Genomic DNA, 16,363 nt, shown 5'->3' with positions numbered 1-16,363 from the left:
GTTTCCAGAATTCACTTTGTGGCATGTGAGCCCGTATAAAACCATGACAGACGCCCATCAATAACTGTCGCTTGCAACAATCTCGGCGTTGAATTGTTCCCAGCTGAGTTAAACAACGATTCATTAATGAACGGTAGACCCGCAGAATCAAACTCCATCGCACGTTGCTTGAAATTCACAGTCGATAATTCATCAGCGCGATTGAGACCCACAGCAGCCAGTATTGCATCGTGACTCCACGAATCGGCGAAACCGGACACTTCGGCAAAGGGCTTGCTAGTATCAAACGAACGAAGGGACTTATTATCTTTCATCAATCGCACAGCATGATTGAAAATTCCCGCTCTTGCACCTACAGAGTCATTTTTCATTGCCATAACGTTAGTAGATTCTGTACCTATGGAATAAACGGCACCAATGGAACGAATATTACTCCCGAGAGATTGCTGAAATAGTGGGTTTAGCAAATCGAAACTTCCAACTATTGGAAAATCTATATTGTTCGCACGCGTTTGCTTAATAATTTCTGCGGCGCTTTTAGCATTCACATCTAGGAACAAACAATCAGCTTGTTGTTGAGAATGTAATCTAATAACTTCTGCCACAGCAGCGCTCTCTTGCCCTGGAAGCACAGTAACTTCACCCGTTTTAGGTGCATTAACTCGCCCATCACCCTCAATAACTACTGGTTGAGCACATTTTAATTGATGCGATAATTCACTAGACATCGATCGGAAATCCGGTTCATTCTTGCGAAAATACCACGCATTGCTTGCCGGCTGTGAAGATTTTTCATAAGGAAATATCACCGGGATGCCAGCCGCTGCCGCTTCAGAAGCAAGTATTTTTGTGTGAGAGCCGGTGGTAAGTGCAATAATTGCTGCCGCTTTATCTTGTTTAAGTGTAGCGACGGCGGAGCGTGCACCCACTTCATTACCGTTATCAGATATCACGCGCGCTGAAACATTCGAATCACCTTGCTTGAGTCGCCAGAGAGCCACGGAAGCGCCTTCGCCGGCAATACTCCAACCAGCCCCTTCGTCTGGATTATCTGTGTATGACACCACGATACCAACCAAAAGATTGTCGTCTTTAGCGTTCGCTTCAATCTCTAACGGCGGAACCAAAGGTGCATTTTCATGATTCGAAGCAAGATACTGTGGAGCAACAAGCCCGATTCCAATCACAACAAACATTACAACGAATGCGATGATTGCTTGCATATTTGATCTTTTAGTTGCAATTGTATTCATTTGCTTATCCCAGATCTTCCCTCGAACCCATTCGGACACTCATCATCATTTCGAACCGTCGCTACCGATCTCGAACGAATAAATACCTTTTGACACGCTATGCTGTTGCGATTGAGCACCCGAATTTTGGTTCTCTAACCTGGCAAGAGCAGCACGTAACTGTGCCTGTCGCATGAAGTATTGATCCAATTGAGCACGCTGTAAGTTTTCAAAACTGGACATGGCAGAGGTGGAAGTTGAAAGCTTGACATCCGTAACACCTAATTGCCCGTCGGAAGCAGCGATAACACCTAGTAGTCCACCACCATTAGACGCATTAGTGCCGATATCTGCAAGCACTCGCAAAATATCTTGGGACAGAAGTTGATATGCACCATCTGAATCCCGGACAGCGTCACCAAGCATCCCACTCATTACTTGGCTAGACTTTGACAACTTGTCAATGGTAGTCGACCCAAGCCCATCATTTAGTCGTTTAATTCCACCCGCAACTCCGTTTACGGCGGCGAGCCCATCTCCATATACCTTTTGAGCGGTTCTTCTGAGATCGGAACTTAGCCCGTCGATCATTCCGCTGTTCATTGAGATCACGTCCTCGCGAGTTCCATTTATCGCATTGACAGATTGATCCATTTGGGTTTTGTTAGCTTGGTCTAGTCCAGCACTTCCAGCTGACAAAATTTGTTCCAAGTCAGCCTTCAATCCTTCACGGCGGTTATTGATGTCAACAACTTGCTTCGCGACATCGGCTTCAAGCGTTGAAATCGCAGTAATTGAGTTGTTTAATGCACTTATATGCATCCATACATCGGCACTATTTGTTCCATGCGCCTGCTGAAGCGAATCCAGATTTTGTTGGGCGCTATTCAAACTAGTCGTGATTTTTTCAAGATTCTCTTTCACAGACAAGGACTCGCCATTCACTCCTAGAAGTTTTTGCAAATCTTCAACCGCAGTTTTTTGCTTAGATGCATAGCCCTCAATAGATGAAGAAGCAGTTGTAATATACCGAGCCCCATCCGTTGCAGTATCAATGCTAGGACACCTTGTTTCAGACAAAATTCTTAGCATCGATTCAGCAACTGTTTGAGAAATTGATGCGGGATTTTTAACTGTTCCTGTCGCACTTTCGATAGTCTGACCTGATTCGATACAGATAGTTTTCTTCAACGCTTGAATTTGATTTTCTTGACTGGCATTGTCGTTTGCTTCAGTATTGAGTGTCTGTTCAACAATAGATATCTGATTCTTCACTACCGACAGGGAGTTTTTTATCGAATTTAGGGAGTTCTGTAAACTCTGTGTAGCCGAATCAATCGTGTCAGACTTCAAACTCACAGAAAGTTCAGCTTCACGTTGTTTCAGCAATTCGATATCTGCGGTGAGCTGTTCCATTTTCGTTACAGCACTTGCGGTCGGATCCGCAGAGATTACACTTACCGCACGCATACTATCAGCAAGATTTGATTTGATTGCGGCGTCAAACGTTTCCGCACCATGCCTAATATTACAAGTTAAGGAAACACTGTCTGTTTTACATTCATTCTCTGTCGGATTAATTGGCCCAAGTAAACTATTTATCTCCAGCCGAATATTTTCCTTACAAGAGTCACTTACATTTGCGTAGGCATCAAGGCGAGCCGCAAGATTAGCAATCACACCAAGAACACTGTGCGTTGACGAAAGTTTTTGATCTTCAGAAGGATCTATTTCCATTTTGCAGGTATCAGATGCAACAGAAACATGTGGGATGGGCTGTTTTGGATCACCTAATAGATCAATCATCTGATTTGTCGTATTTTGGAGCTCGCCTAACACGGTATTGCCCGTCGAATGCAATTGAGAAGACAGCGACTGTTCTAATGAAATCAATGACACTGACAAAGTTTTTCCTGATGAAACAATACGTCGGCTAGATTCATTTAGATCTGAAATAGTTTGATGGCCTATATTATTTGCCGACTCAGCAAGCATCAGTCTCGCATCACTCAATGCTTTACCAGATTCACCGAGTACCGTCCCAACTTGAGAAAGCGTCTCGATGGTTTTAGACACAAGAGTTTCGGACGTTGAATCAGAGGCTTGTGTCAACTCGCCTGTAAAACCAGGCTGGATCGCAACATCAAACTGAGGTACTTTTACGTCTTGACCGTCAAGCACCAAGCTAAATACTGCTTCGCCTGACAATACTGGGGGCGCTAAAACAGCTGCCCATTGAACAATGGTATTGCCTTCTTTATCAACAGAAACAACACCATTCGTAACACCAGACATTGGAGAAGCACCTGCGCCTTTATCGGCTATAACAACGCTACTAGGGCTTACCCCTTTTAGGCGCACAGATGCAATTGCAGTTAACGGCAATGACACCAATTCAGTTACTGACTGGTTACGAGCATTCGAATCATAGGATATTGCCTGAGGTTTAGCGGTAATATTCTGAATATCGATATCAAACCTAGTTGTGCCATCATTCCCATCAATTTTTGATAGGTGCGTTCCACTTGATGCTTTAGAAGAGTAACTTGTAATGATTCGCACTGGAAGATCTTCAACCACTTGAGATTCTTCAATCCGCTCAACCACTTTGGCCGATCCATCATTCGTAGACTTAAGCCGCTGAATATGCGAAATAGTTCCTGCACTATCTACTTGCAAAGTAGTAACTTGCATAGGTTGTTTGGCATCTGAATCCTTATTTAACGCAAAGGCGCTAACAGTGAAAGCATATGAATACAACACCATCATCGCGATACATACTGCAAGCCAACAAGCTGCTCGTTTCGCCAAACTTCTCTTCATCGCACACCTAATTTCGACCAATATACGCCGACCAACACAAGATAGGTCGACAAGGAGAAAATTGAAATACCAAGTTCAGTAATAGCACAACAATCCACACAAAATGAAATATCTACCATAATTTAAGTTTCAATTATTCAGATACTGAGACGATTGCCCGAAGTACTTTCTTTCTACGATGAGCAGTGTTAGCTTGTGCCTGTATTAGTCACAACTTTGACGGAAGGCAACACAATGTCGCGAGTGCTCTCAACAGAGGCAGCAAAATCTGCAATTAGCCAAATTCAAGCAATAATCAATGGTGGACTTACTGACCAAATCAGCCAACTAGACGCGCAAGGACGAACACTATCAGACCCGAACGTTTGGGACGGACCATTAGCACAGCGCTTCCGCGACCAGACTTGGCCCGAAACTCGCCAAGCACTAGAAAAAGCCAAGTCTGAACTAGAAGAATTGCGTGGACAGTTGCAGCAAATCTCTACCAACATCTTCACTGCCGGCGGTGGAGCCTAAACATAATCTATTTGAAGCGCAATACTGAAATTCACACGAGCATAGGGAGCAGGTCAAGCTCGACCTGCTCCCTATGCTACGAACAAAGAACGAAAAGCATCAACCACAAGGGATTAACATCAAGAAAAGTGGCTTTATCGCAAAAGAAATTAACTATGCTAACTTCGCCAAGAAGAAATGACCAGAAACAAATGAGTGGGCGATACTGGGTTCGAACCAGTGACCTCTTCCGTGTCAAGGAAGCGCGCTACCACTGCGCCAATCGCCCAGATGCTGAGTGAATATTCACCAGGTAAGTGAGGTGGGTACGGGATTCGAACCCGTGTATACGGCTTTGCAGGCCGCTGCCTCGCCTCTCGGCCAACCCACCATGTGGTTGAGCAGTTATCTGCTTGGCCATCGAGCGGATGACGGGACTCGGACCCGCGACCCCAACCTTGGCAAGGTTGTGCTCTACCAACTGAGCTACATCCGCATTCTCGCTTCCAGACGATTCCCATCTCGGCAAATACTCACCGATTCGGTTTCCGTCGTTTTGGCGACGCAGATAAATATAACGAACTTTCACCCCACATGTCCAATCACAAAAACATGACCTGCACCACCATGTTCATGTTTGCTTATTGCACACCTTCTCGATACCATTTGTTACGCAATCATAAAACCAATGGTTACGATGATCGGGCGATTAGCGCAGTGGTAGCGCGCTTCCTTCACACGGAAGAGGTCACTGGTTCGAACCCAGTATCGCCCACTTACTTTATTTGCTTTATTAGCTCTGTTTTCTCAATTCGTGTTCTGCATTCCTCCGAACATTTTCTTGTATTCCTCCGAACGCGATATGTGTGCACGTTGGTAGCATTTTCATGAGATTCTTAGAGTATGGAAATTTGGCCAGGAAACCCTTACCCGCTTGGTGCTACGTATGACGGCGTTGGCACCAATTTCGCTGTATTCTCGTCGAGCGCCACAAAAGTTGAACTCGCGCTTTTAGACGAAGAACTGAACGAAACACTCATCGAACTACGCGAAGTTGATGCCCATGTATGGCATTGCTATATTCCAGGCGTTCGCCCTGGTCAACGCTATGGATTTCGCGCCCACGGCGATTTTGACCCAGAAAATGGCCAGCGTTTTGACCCATCAAAGATTCTCTTAGACCCTTACGCCAAGGCAATCACAGGTCAAGTTGAAAACCATCAAGCTAATTTCTCCTATAGCTTCTCTAACCGTGATGAGCGTTCAGAACTTGATTCACTCCATCACACGATGCTCTCGGTAGTGATCAACCCTTATTTTGATTGGGGACACGACCGCCCACCTCAGCACGAATACCACGACACCATCATCTACGAAGCACACGTCAAGGGAATGACCGAACAGAGTTTGGAAATTCCTGAAGAGATGCGCGGAACATATATGGGTATGTCGCACCCAACGATGATCAAGTACCTGCAAGAACTGGGTGTTACTGCCGTTGAATTAATGCCAGTCCACCAGTTCGTCAATGATCCTTCCTTGATCGAAAAGGGATTATCGAACTATTGGGGCTACAACACCATCGGTTTCTTTGCACCCCAAAATACTTATGCCGCCACCGGAGAATTGGGCGAACAAGTCGACGAATTCAAATCAATGGTTAAGGCTTTCCACGAAGCCGGAATTGAAGTAATTCTCGACGTCGTCTACAACCACACTGCAGAAGGAAACCACCTCGGCCCTACCCTGTCGTTCCGTGGCCTCGACAACGAAGCCTACTACCGCTTGGTTCCTGATGATCGTGCCCATTATTTCGACACCACTGGCACTGGAAACTCGCTCAATATGCGGTCGCCACACACCTTGCAGCTAATTATGGACTCGCTGCGGTATTGGATCACAGAAATGCACGTGGACGGCTTCCGCTTTGATCTCGCTTCCACGCTCGCACGTGAGCTATACGCCGTCGACAAGCTTTCGTCGTTCTTCGATATCATTCAGCAAGACCCAATAATTTCCCAGGTCAAACTCATCGCAGAACCATGGGATATTGGCGAGGGTGGCTATAACGTGGGTGAATTCCCGCCACTGTGGACGGAGTGGAACGGCAAATATCGCGACACAATCCGCGATTTTTGGCGCGGCGAGCCTTCTACGCTCGACGAGTTTGCGTCGCGAATGTCTGGTTCCTCCGATCTGTATGAACATTCCGGACGACGCCCCATGGCTTCCATCAACTTCGTCACCGCTCACGACGGGTTCACCATGCGCGACCTGGTGTCTTATAACGAAAAGCACAATGAAGCGAACGGTGAAAACTCTCAAGACGGCGAATCGCACAACAGGTCATGGAATTGTGGTGCGGAAGGTCCAACGGACGATCCAACGATTAAAGCGCTACGAGTGCAGCAAATCAAGAATTTCTTAACCACGCTGTTTGTATCGCAAGGTGTGCCAATGCTCTCCCATGGCGATGAAATTGGTAGAACTCAGCAAGGAAATAACAACAGCTACTGCCAAGATAATGAGATCGCTTGGATGAATTGGAATCTTGGTGAAGAAGAAACTGATATTTTCCGCTTCACTCAGGCTCTTATCAAACTCCGCAAGGAGCATCCGGTATTCCGACGTCGTCGCTTCTTCAAGGGTGAATCTTCACGAGGTGGAAGTTCATCCAACGGCGACATCGAGTGGTTCAGAAATGATGCTTCCTACATGGAAGATTCTGACTGGTCGACATCCTACGCACGGTCAGTGATGGTGTTCCTCAACGGAGAAAAAATCGGTGAACCCGATATGCGCGGCATGCCAATTATCGACGACGATTTCATCATCGTCTTTAATGCCTCAGATACCGATATTGATTTCACCCTACCGAGTTCAGACAACCCAAATCCGTGGCAACTGGTTTTGACTTCTGACGCGCATGCACATCCAGATCTAACGCTTTCACCTAGTGAAACGTTCTCTGCCACTGCACGCACTTCTTGGGTGTTCCAACGCGCACTTTCGTAACCAGGGAGAATAATGTTTTCTGGCCAGCAAGTTTCTGACAATCAATCCCACCAAAACGAACACAGCACCACGCCGGTAACTACCTATCGCCTCCAAATGGGACCGCAGTTTACCTTCAGCGATGCTGAAAAGATCGTTCCCTACCTCCACGCTCTCGGCGTCACGGACGTGTATCTCTCCCCCATTTTGCAGGCAGCACCTGGTTCCACTCACGGCTACGACGTGGTTGATCACCAAACAATCTCTGCTGAAATGGGCGGGATCACTGGATTCAAAAAATTATCCGAAGCGATTCATGCTTCTGATATGCGGGTCATAGTCGATGTAGTGCCAAACCACATGGCAGTTCCCACTCCGCTTTATCACAACCAGGCTCTGTGGTCGGTATTGCGCGACGGCGCCGAATCGCCCTATGCCAACTGGTTTGACATTGACCTCCAGGAATCTGGCGACGGCATTTTAATGCCGATCCTGGGTCGACGTATCGGCACAGTACTCGCCGAAGGTGAACTGAGTGTTGAGCAGATGGTGGTGCCAGGTTACGAAAACGAGGGCGAAACCTTCGTCTTGCGCTATTACGACCATATTTTCCCAGTTCGACGTGGCACCGAATATCTTCCCATAGCTGAGCTCGTCGATAGTCAGTATTATCGACTCTCATACTGGCGAGTTGCCAATGAGGAACTGAACTACCGGCGCTTTTTCGACGTCGATACACTGGCTGCAATTCGCGTTGAAGATGCGGACGTATTCAAAGAATCGCATCGACTCCTCATTGACCTCTACCACGAGGGACACATAGACGGCTTCAGAATCGATCATCCCGATGGCCTTGCCGATCCACGCCAATACCTGCGCCAGCTCAAAGTAGAAACTGAAGGCGCATGGGTAGTTGTGGAAAAGATTCTCGAAGGCGAAGAAAATCTTCCCTCCGATTGGCCGTGTGCCGGTACTACCGGCTACGATGCACTGCGACGAATCCAAGGTCTGTTTACCGATCCCCAAGGTATCCCCGACCTCACCGCTCTCCACACCGAGATTTCTGGTTCGTACGACGGCGTTCAGGCAACTGAAATTGCAGCTAAACGTCAGATTGTGGATCAGTCGCTATTCGCCGAAGTTGACCGCCTTGCCCAACTACTAGCTTCCGTTTTTCACGCAGACGTACGACTACGTGACCATACTTTCCGCGCGATTCGCCGCGCCCTCGTTGAGCTGCTGGTTCACATGGATCGCTACCGCGCCTACGTCGTGCCTGGTGAAAAGCCCTCAACCGAGGACGAATCCGTACTTCGCGCAGCTCATTCGCATGCCCGCCGAAGCCTCGACGAAGAAGACTACGATACCTTGGACGCCGTCGTCGAACTCCTGCTCGGAAACGAAATTGGTTCCGCAGGCCGCACGCACGACGACGCGCGCCACGAGGCTATCATTCGTTTCCAACAGCTCTGTGGGCCAGTGATGGCCAAGGGCGTTGAGGATACCACTTTCTATCGCTACACTGCGCTTTTGTCGATGAACGAAGTGGGAGGAGGTCCGAATTATCCCACTTGCACTGCCGATGAATTCCACGCCTGGCAAGGTCACATGCAGCGGCATTGGCCCACGTCCCTCACCACCCTCACCACGCACGACACCAAGCGTGGTGAGGACACTCGCGCGCAGATCGCGGCACTATCTGAACACGCCGACATTTGGCGCGATACCCTCGCCCAGCTGCGCAGCCTCACCGCTGACATTCGACCTTTGGATCTCGACGGGCAGATCGAAAATCTGTTGTGGCAAACGCTCATCGGAACGTGGACTCCCGCTGGGGCAATCGAATTTGACCGTCTCGAGCAGTATCTTCTCAAGGCAGCACGCGAGCAAAAGCGATGGACCACCTGGACCGAACAAAATTCCTCCGCAGAAGAAAACCTGCTCGAATTTGCACGCACTGTGATCGGTGACGAAACAGTTGTCGAATTACTGGGCAGTCTTCATCACACATTGTATGCTTCAACGCGAGCCAATATTTTGGCACAAAAAGCTCTGCAAATGCTGATGGTCGGAGTTTCCGACCTGTATCAGGGCCAGGAAATCACTCGAAATTCTTTGGTTGATCCTGATAATCGCCGCGATGTTGACTACTCTCATCTCGCAGATTTGCTTGATGAGCTCGATGCCCATGGGCTTGGCTCCAATCCCGATCTCGACGCCGAAAAAATGTGGATCACTTCGCGTATGACACGATTGCGCCGGGGCAAACCACGCCTCGCCAGTGCTGATTACGAATACCGTCCTCTACCTGTAACCACAGCTCACGCCTTCGCCTTCGCACGTATGAAAGATGACGACGCTGTGATCGGCGTCTTTGCACGCCATGTGAGCACCTTGGAGAAATCAGGCGGCTTCTCCCAGCACACCGTCGTTATTCCCGACGGCGTGTGGCGCAATATTTTCACTGGTCAAGAAATCGAAGGCGGTTCAGTGCTGCTAAGCGATCTGCTTAAAGTGTTCCCAGCCGCTGTACTCGAGAGGAAATCATGAGCAAAATCGAAATTTGGGCACCACACGCCTCAAAAGTCGATATCAAGCTTCATCAAAGTGACGAAGTGATAAGTCTTGTGTGCGGCGAAGACGCCGTGTGGCGCAGTGAGCAAGATTTCCCAGTTGGCACACGCTATTTTGTTGTTTTCGACGGCGGTTTACCTGTTCCAGATCCGCGCTCTCGCCGCCAACCGCTGGGGATTCATGGCCCCACCGAAATTATTGATCCTGCCCAGTTCACCTGGACCGATCAAAACTGGGTTTCGCGCGATGTGCGTGGTGGGGTGTTCTACGAGCTCCACATCGGCACTTTCACGCCAGAAGGCACATTTAAAGCGGCAATCCCGAAGCTCGATCATCTCGTTGAGCTGGGAATAGACGTGGTGGAGATCATGCCCGTCAATCCGATTCCAGGTAAGCGCGGCTGGGGCTATGACGGCGTGTCTATCATGGCAACGTACGAAGAATATGGCTCGCCGCAGGACTTCGCCCGTCTGATTGATGAGCTCCATGCGCGCGGGATTCATGCCTGCTTAGATGTTGTTTACAATCACTTCGGACCCGATGGCAACTACCTCGGCTTCGCTGGCCCTTATCTGACCGATAAACACCATACGCCGTGGGGTAACGCCGTCAATCTCGACGGCGATCACTGCTCACACGTGCGCAAATACTTCCTTGACAATATCTGCCAATGGGCACGCGATTTCCATATTGATGTTTTTCGAGTAGATGCCACAGATTTTTTGATCGACGACTCTTCCTATCATTTCTTAGCCGAACTCAGCGACACCGTGCATGAGCTGGGTGAGTCTATTGGCAAGCACCTCAGCGTGACGTTCGAATCTGATGCGAATAATGCCCGTACCGTCACTCCCACCCAAAGCGGTGGCCGCGGTGCCGATATGCAATGGGCCGACGACGTTCACCACGGTCTACACGTCTGGCTCACGGGCGAGAGCAATGCTTATTACAGTGAGTACACTGGTGCGGGCACCCTAGCTAAAGTTCTTCGCCAAGGTTTCTACCACGACGGTATATGGACGAATTTCGATAAGAAGATTCGCGGCAGTGCCGTACCTGCTGATCTCGACGGACACTCTTTGATCGTATTCGACGAAAATCACGACCAAGTTGGCAATCGCTTGATTGGTGATCGACCAAGCTACAGCTTGAGCTACGCAGACCTTGCTATATCGCGTGCGCTAATTTTGCTCTCACATTTCACGCCCTTACTGTTCATGGGCGAAGAGTGGGCAACAAAAACGCCTTTTCCGTTCTTTACTGATCACGGAGATGAGATCGGTCCGCATATTCTCGACGGTCGTATGAATGAGTTTTCTACCTGGGATCTCAATTCTGTTTACGGCGAGACTCCCCCATCTATGCCCGCTCCGCAAGATGAGCAAACCTTTCAATCAGCAAAGCTCAATTGGCACGATCTCGACCTTCCAGAACACGCCCATTTCTTCGAATTTGTACAGCGCTTGATACAACTTCGCAAGAGCAACGCCAGCATCGCCAGCGGCGATAGGAGCAAGACGACGCTCGACATCGGTGCGCGCAGCGGTTGGATGCGTAGGAACGACGTTCTGATCGCATTTGCTCGCGACGACGCCACCGACGTCGTACTTCCGGCTGACGTAGACGAAACCCTCGCTTCGTGGGACAGCGTCACCACTGACGGCAACGTCGTGACGTTCGATGTGGCGGGCGTGGCTGTGTTTACCACCGAGGCGTCGGCATGAAGTGAGCAGTGCTCACAAGATGCCGATTAGCCTGCCCAAAGGTGCGAAATCATCGAAGGACTGCACTGTTTCCATCTTGAGGTTTATTGCAGACCCCAGCCACAGAGTTCCCATAACCGCAGCTCCGAGCGCCAAAGCAAGACACAGCACCCATACGCCTAGATTGCGAGCTTTGCTCGGGGTGTAGCCGTCGTCAAGCTGTTTGCGTTGCCGGCGATGGAATAGCACCACGGCAAGAACAATAAGCAATGAATATGCAGCAAAGGTAAGGTAAACCGGCACAATTCCGTACTTGGACTTAGGTTCGGCAGCGGCAGTCTTCAAACTAGCGTTTGGTGCCTTTTTGTGTTCTAACCAGTAGATCGAATCTTTGAAATTCTCCGACCATGCTGCCCAGTTATGTCCGCCGTGCGAGCCGTAGTCAAGTTCGAATTGAACCTGCGGCGCTTTGATTTTTGCTAGCCGCCCGAGCAGTTTTATCGCGTCAACATCGTTTCCCGACGACGATGCCAAGACTCGCATCGGAAGCTCAACTTTGGGAAGAATTTTCGAAATCACAAAATCCGAGCGCTTGTTAGGTGGCAGTTTCTTCAAGCCGCCAAACATGGGATCGTCGTATCCAGAGAGCAACAGTAAATTGCCAAATACTTCTGGAGAATGTGCTCCCAGCACGCCTGCACAGTACCCACCAGCAGAAATTCCTCCCAATGACCACTTTGTGCGATCATGACTGACGGGGAAATTGCGATTTATCATACCGACGACGTCGCGCGTCACCCACGTTCCGACAGCTGGTCGTCCTTCCAGATCAACACAGTCAGGTTCACGTGAATCCGGACGAAGCTCAGGCATAACGACAATCGTGGGGCCGGTGACTGAGTTTTTCATTAAGGCTGGCAATGTACTTGGAATCTGCAGGTTTGCTGACATCAAATGCGGATTTGAAGGGAATCCATGCAGCATCACGATCACATTCATGTCCCGCATTTTCTGCCAGCCTTCGGGAGCCCAAACTCTGATTTTTTGTTCTACCTTAGACTGTGGACCGCGCCAAGTGGTTTCCATGAAGGATCCCGAAAAATTATTTCCTTTTAGTGTGGGATCAGTAATTTCAGTGAAATTCGCCTTGTAAACGTCCGACTCAAAGTTTCCTAGTAATGGTGGTAATGCTACTGGCTTAGCTTGAACAGTGCCCGAGCCACTGACAAATTCTTTTACTTCGCTCCAGGATTTCATATACCCACCGTGCATGTTAATTTGCGCGAGTATCCCTACACAAAGCAGTACCGAAGTGAATACGCTGAGCAGCGAAAACTTCAGTACTTTTCGCCGTTTGAGCATCTTCGCCGCAAAGAATACGCAGAGAAAAAAGATTGCCCACGCGCTAAGCACAAGCATGAAAGAATTTGGTTTCATATACCAGCCATATCATCCATTGAGGTAAAACATTGAGAGTCTCACCTATCAGGCTCTCAACGATTGAAAGTCCCGAAAAATATTTGCCTAATATCTTTTATAGACGTTATTGTGCACACAGCCAAATAGCTTACAGTAAGAGTTTTGCAATAAATACAAGGTATTCATTGGCCTATCATACTGAGGTATGACCCGGCTATAACGAAAACAACACCTAAGATGTACAGAGATTTCCACCTTTACCGCTTAGATTATAGGTATGGAAGATTCTAGGAACACTGTGTCCACTTTCGGCAAGGTCAAAGATTTTGCCCAAACGCACAAGGTCGCACTCACGCGCATATTCTACGTGGTGATGACCGTCGCTGTGGTGCTCGTTGCCAAGCGCGAACTCTCGTCAATCTCTGGTGAGGAGATGCGTGAGCTATTTGCTGAGCAACGCCCAAGTGTGATCGTTGGAATTATCCTGCTTGGAGTGCTCGCATTTACCGCAACAGGAATTTACGATTTCTTCGGAGTGAAGCATTTTGGTATTGACGTGCCACGCCGCCAAGCGTTGCGCATTGGATGGATCGCCCAAGCTTTTAACAACTTTGCTGGTTTAGGTGGGCTCACGGGCGGCACTCTCCGCACCAAGCACTACACAACAAACGGCATTGAAGGTCGCACCGCACTCAATATCACTCTTGCCGTGTGGGCAGCCAATTTACTTGGTCTTTTTGCGATTATCTTGGTTACTGCTCCCATTGCATATCAATGGGAAGGCACCTTCATGCTTGTACCATTGCTCGGTTGCCTTTATCTTCCATTTTATTTCTTTGGACAGCACATCAATATCGGTAAAGTACGCCTCGGCGAGACTTTCCTCGCCCGCCAAAATTACAAGCAAAAATTCGAGATGCTTGTTGCTTCAGTAGCCGATTGGCTCGCCGCAGCGGTGTTCTTCTGGTTATGTATTCGCCTTTTCGCTCCTGACGCTGGCTTAGGCTTCACCCTCTTCGTTTACTCCACAGCAACGATTATTGGTCTTGCATCGATGTTGCCAGCAGGAATCGGATCTTTCGATCTCACCGTTATCTCGCTGTTTACGACAGCGAATGTTGACACCACCAAACTTCTCTTGGGCGTTGTGTTATTCCGTATCGCCTACTATGTAGTACCGTGGCTTCTTGCACTATTACTGTCTGTTAATGAATTTGCTGACGCACGACGTAGCTTGCGAACCGAATATCGTAAAGGTGGATTCGTCAACACGGTGATCTGGATTGGAACTGCTCTGTGTGGTGTGGTTTTGTTCATCTCTACCATGACGCCGGACAACCTGTTGCGTTCGTGGAAGATCGCGCAGATCATTCCAGATAGCATCCGCGGCGCGTCGTCATTAACTACGCTCCTCATCGGCATTGCTCTGATCGTCCTATCGTTCGGTTTGCGTGCACGCATTCGCCGAATTTACTGGGCAGCCCTCATTTTGCTCATCGCAGGTGCCATCGGATCACTGGTGAAAGGCCTCGACTATGAGGAAGCCTCATTGCTTTTGACCTTCGCAGTGATGCTTTACTTGGATCGAAACAATTACGATGCTGAACCGATCAAACCAACGCCTATCAAACTCGTACTGTCTGCTATTGCGATCATTGGAATTCCATTCCTTGTGATCGAGCTACGTCATCATGTATTCCATTCGCGCTCGCTTTACCTGCGCATCATTAACCCAAGCCATCCACTAATGCAGTTTGCCTTCTACGCTGTGCTGGTTTTGGGGATCGTGTTCATTTTGATGTTCTCACGGTCCAAGAAGCTCAGCTTCGAAGCGCCAAATGAAGAAGACGTTAATCGATTCCATGACTTCTTGCTCCACCACCCAGGTAATTCATATTCTTATCTCTTTGCCTTGGGCGATAAGCAAGTTTTCTACACGGCGGACGAATCAGTTGCATTGCTCTATCGCCCACACAAAGGAACGCTCCTAGTGCTCGGTGATCCGATTGGTGAAACTGACCGCTTCGATGAAGCTCTTGATGAATTCCTCGAATTTGCTCATATGCACGACATGAACGTGGCATTCTACGAAATTTCGGGCAAGTTCCTAGAAAACCTCGTTGAGCAGGGACTTCGCTTTGTGAAAATCGGCGAAGATGCCTCCTTGGAGCTCGATACTTACTCCAATATTGGCAATTCCGGCAAGGTGTTCCGACGCATGCGTAACCGTATGTCACAAAACGGTACTGAGTTCGAAATGCTCTACCCACCATACGACGAAGAAACCTTCGCTGAACTGCGCCGCGTTTCTGACTCGTGGCTTGGAAGCCGCGAAGAAATGGCATTCTCCCTTGGATTCTTTGACGAAGCCTACCTTTCGAGCGGACCGATCGCCGTCGTACGCAGTGAGGATCGAATCGAAGGCTTCGCGAACGTCGTCTTTTTGAACGACGACGCCGTCACCTTCGATCTCATGCGCTTCCGCCCCGATTCCCCCGGCGGAACGATGGATGGCATCATGGTTTCGCTTATCGAATGGGCCAAAGAAAAGGGCTTCAAGGAAATCAACTTGGGCATGGCACCTCTTTCGAACGTTGGACGAAAGATTCATTCCCACGGTGCCGAGAAACTCATGCGCTACGTGCACGATTTCGGCTCTCGTGTTTACAACTTCCACGGTTTGCGTGCCTATAAAGAGAAGTTCAAGCCACGCTGGGACTCGCGCTACTTGGTGTACTCCTCTAACCGTTCCTTGCCGTCCGCATTGCTTGCCTTGCTTGAGGTAATCAACCGGCCAGCAAAGTACGTAGAAAGCCACGAAACACAGTGTTGCCGCGAATACGTAGCCGAGCTACGCACTCCACAAACCGTGTCTTTCCAAATGGACGAAGCGACTGAGCACAAAGCTCAGAATGGAAGTGCAACACCAAACCCAAAAGGATCGAACCGTCCGAAGAATGCGCCTAAACAGCGCGAGAATGCGGATGCCAGAAAATCCTAACTCTTTGCAAAACGGCAACGTTCAATATGTCTAACTATTGCGCTGTTTTCGGCTCTGAATGTGATTCAGAGCCGAAAACTCTTTCTTATCCGGCGCGCCTATGCCGTTTTCCTGCCTTCACA

General features: G+C 48.9%; 8 protein-coding genes and 4 tRNA genes. 6 read left to right on the top strand and 6 right to left on the bottom strand.

Annotated features, from left to right (window positions below; all coding sequences use genetic code 11):
- Window positions 1–11: 11 nt before the first annotated feature.
- Together EZJ44_RS02915 and EZJ44_RS02910 are read right to left on the bottom strand one after the other, a co-directional pair.
- On the bottom strand, window positions 12–1,253 hold the full coding sequence (locus EZJ44_RS02915) for a type 1 periplasmic-binding domain-containing protein (RefSeq protein WP_131279940.1): 1,242 nt from the start codon (window positions 1,251–1,253) through the stop codon (window positions 12–14).
- Between the two features lie 45 nt (window positions 1,254–1,298).
- Window positions 1,299–4,055: a hypothetical protein gene (locus EZJ44_RS02910; RefSeq protein ID WP_131279938.1), complete on the bottom strand. Its 2,757-nt coding sequence runs from the start codon at window positions 4,053–4,055 to the stop codon at window positions 1,299–1,301.
- A gap of 234 nt (window positions 4,056–4,289) precedes the next feature.
- Between EZJ44_RS02910 and EZJ44_RS02905 the strand changes: the two genes are divergently transcribed.
- Complete coding sequence (locus EZJ44_RS02905; RefSeq protein WP_131279936.1) at window positions 4,290–4,571, top strand: pyrophosphorylase; 282 nt, start codon at window positions 4,290–4,292, stop codon at window positions 4,569–4,571.
- 196 nt (window positions 4,572–4,767) lie between these two features.
- On the opposite strand, the gene EZJ44_RS02900 is transcribed toward EZJ44_RS02905, so the two are convergent.
- From EZJ44_RS02900 to EZJ44_RS02890, 3 genes are all read right to left on the bottom strand, one after another.
- Window positions 4,768–4,839 (bottom strand) — tRNA-Val (locus EZJ44_RS02900).
- A gap of 31 nt (window positions 4,840–4,870) precedes the next feature.
- Window positions 4,871–4,941, bottom strand: a tRNA-Cys gene (locus EZJ44_RS02895).
- Between the two features lie 32 nt (window positions 4,942–4,973).
- Window positions 4,974–5,046: transfer RNA gene (locus EZJ44_RS02890), tRNA-Gly, on the bottom strand.
- 207 nt (window positions 5,047–5,253) lie between these two features.
- On the opposite strand from EZJ44_RS02890, the gene EZJ44_RS02885 reads away from it, so the two are divergent.
- The 4 genes from EZJ44_RS02885 to treZ all read left to right on the top strand — a co-directional run bounded on the left by EZJ44_RS02885 (window position 5,254) and on the right by treZ (window position 11,842).
- Window positions 5,254–5,325 (top strand) — tRNA-Val (locus EZJ44_RS02885).
- Between the two features lie 128 nt (window positions 5,326–5,453).
- Entirely contained in the window at window positions 5,454–7,565 is a 2,112-nt protein-coding gene (glgX, locus tag EZJ44_RS02880; protein ID WP_131279934.1) for a glycogen debranching protein GlgX, read from the top strand.
- Window positions 7,566–7,577: 12 nt separating this feature from the next.
- A complete protein-coding gene (gene treY, locus EZJ44_RS02875; protein ID WP_131279932.1) occupies window positions 7,578–10,094 on the top strand; it encodes a malto-oligosyltrehalose synthase in 2,517 nt (838 codons plus the stop codon).
- Window positions 10,091–11,842: a malto-oligosyltrehalose trehalohydrolase gene (gene treZ / locus EZJ44_RS02870; RefSeq protein WP_131279930.1), complete on the top strand. Its 1,752-nt coding sequence runs from the start codon at window positions 10,091–10,093 to the stop codon at window positions 11,840–11,842. The genes treY and treZ overlap by 4 nt, the downstream gene beginning before the upstream one ends.
- Before the next feature lie 12 nt (window positions 11,843–11,854).
- Here the strand turns inward: treZ and EZJ44_RS02865 are convergent, their stop codons facing one another.
- Entirely contained in the window at window positions 11,855–13,078 is a 1,224-nt protein-coding gene (locus tag EZJ44_RS02865) for an alpha/beta hydrolase (protein ID WP_165496091.1), read from the bottom strand.
- Between the two features lie 460 nt (window positions 13,079–13,538).
- On the opposite strand from EZJ44_RS02865, the gene mprF reads away from it, so the two are divergent.
- A complete protein-coding gene (gene mprF, locus EZJ44_RS02860; protein ID WP_165496090.1) occupies window positions 13,539–16,241 on the top strand; it encodes a bifunctional lysylphosphatidylglycerol flippase/synthetase MprF in 2,703 nt (900 codons plus the stop codon).
- Window positions 16,242–16,363 lie beyond the last annotated feature (122 nt).

This window comes from Arcanobacterium bovis (assembly GCF_004331995.1).
Lineage (GTDB): Bacteria > Actinomycetota > Actinomycetes > Actinomycetales > Actinomycetaceae > Arcanobacterium_A > Arcanobacterium_A bovis.
Note: the sequence above shows the minus strand (reverse complement) of the source record. Positions and strands in the feature narration are given on the sequence as shown.

Coding starts and splice junctions, on each gene's coding strand:
- EZJ44_RS02905 (WP_131279936.1), top strand. CDS start 4,290: ATGTCGCGAGTGCTCTCAACAGAGGCAGCAAAATCTGCAATTAGCCAA.
- glgX (WP_131279934.1), top strand. CDS start 5,454: ATGGAAATTTGGCCAGGAAACCCTTACCCGCTTGGTGCTACGTATGAC.
- treY (WP_131279932.1), top strand. CDS start 7,578: ATGTTTTCTGGCCAGCAAGTTTCTGACAATCAATCCCACCAAAACGAA.
- EZJ44_RS02910 (WP_131279938.1), bottom strand. CDS start 4,055: ATGAAGAGAAGTTTGGCGAAACGAGCAGCTTGTTGGCTTGCAGTATGT.
- EZJ44_RS02915 (WP_131279940.1), bottom strand. CDS start 1,253: ATGAATACAATTGCAACTAAAAGATCAAATATGCAAGCAATCATCGCA.
- EZJ44_RS02865 (WP_165496091.1), bottom strand. CDS start 13,078: ATGAAATCCTGGAGCGAAGTAAAAGAATTTGTCAGTGGCTCGGGCACT.
- treZ (WP_131279930.1), top strand. CDS start 10,091: ATGAGCAAAATCGAAATTTGGGCACCACACGCCTCAAAAGTCGATATC.